Source organism: Priestia sp. VA7 (genome assembly GCF_055710015.1).
This window is the reverse complement of sequence record NZ_JBVQPN010000060.1, coordinates 1-288: the sequence shown is the minus strand read 5'-3', so window position 1 is coordinate 288 and position 288 is coordinate 1. Positions and strand designations below refer to the sequence as shown.

Here is a 288-nt window from a genome sequence, read left to right as displayed (position 1 = left end):
CTAAGTACCCGGAGGAAGAGAAAGCAAATGCGATTTCCTGAGTAGCGGCGAGCGAAACGGAATTAGCCCAAACCAAGAGGCTTGCCTCTTGGGGTTGTAGGACACTCTATACGGAGTTACAAAGGAATGAAGTAAATGAAGCGACCTGGAAAGGTCCGTCGAAGAAGGTAACAACCCTGTAGTTGAAACTTCGTTCCCTCTTGAGTGGATCCTGAGTACGGCGGAACACGTGAAATTCCGTCGGAATCTGGGAGGACCATCTCCCAAGGCTAAATACTACCTAGTGAC

Annotated in this window: 1 rRNA gene; it reads left to right on the top strand. The window is 49.3% G+C overall.

Annotated features, from left to right (window positions below):
- A 23S ribosomal RNA gene (locus tag AC0C45_RS30170) occupies positions 1-288 on the top strand; the annotation flags it as partial.